The 491-nt window shown below is 50.3% G+C and carries 1 pseudogene; it reads left to right on the top strand.

Going from position 1 to position 491, the window contains the following annotated elements:
• Positions 1-287 (top strand): annotated as a pseudogene (locus ACRHNM_RS16210) (nucleoid-associated protein); the annotation flags it as partial.
• Positions 288-491 lie beyond the last annotated feature (204 nt).

Below are 491 nucleotides of genomic sequence, written 5' to 3'. Positions count from 1 at the left end.
ACGAGGTGATGGACAACCCGGAACTTATCCCGGAATTCAAACATTACAAAACCGAGAAAGGGCCCAAGTACAGTATCGAGGACGTTTCGAACTTCCAGATTGCCAACAAGGCGGTAAGCGATTCCCGGAAGAAGATCAAAAACGTCATCGTCCTGGATACCAATATCCAGATCAAACTAAACTTCTACAACCCGGATTCGGCCGAGAAATTCGTCGAAAAAGGCTGGGACGAGGAGCGGCAGATGTACTACTACCTGGTGTACTTTAACCGGGAACAGAAGAGCTGATCCGCCAACCTTTCGGGTTCCGGCATATTACGCGGCACCCTTTACAGGGAGGTTTTGCGTACTCCCCGGAATCAAATCTCGATTTTCCGTTCGATAATCTGTTTCATACTGACGTCCTGGTAGTTCCGCTTGACGAAGTCCAGGGCCAGGGCAAGCACCTCCCCCATGGTTTCGCTCTTCTTGAATTGCATGTCCAGGGTGAGG

This window comes from Psychroserpens mesophilus, from assembly GCF_050617655.1.
GTDB lineage: Bacteria > Bacteroidota > Bacteroidia > Flavobacteriales > Flavobacteriaceae > Psychroserpens > Psychroserpens mesophilus_A.
Note: the sequence above shows the minus strand (reverse complement) of the source record. Positions and strands in the feature narration are given on the sequence as shown.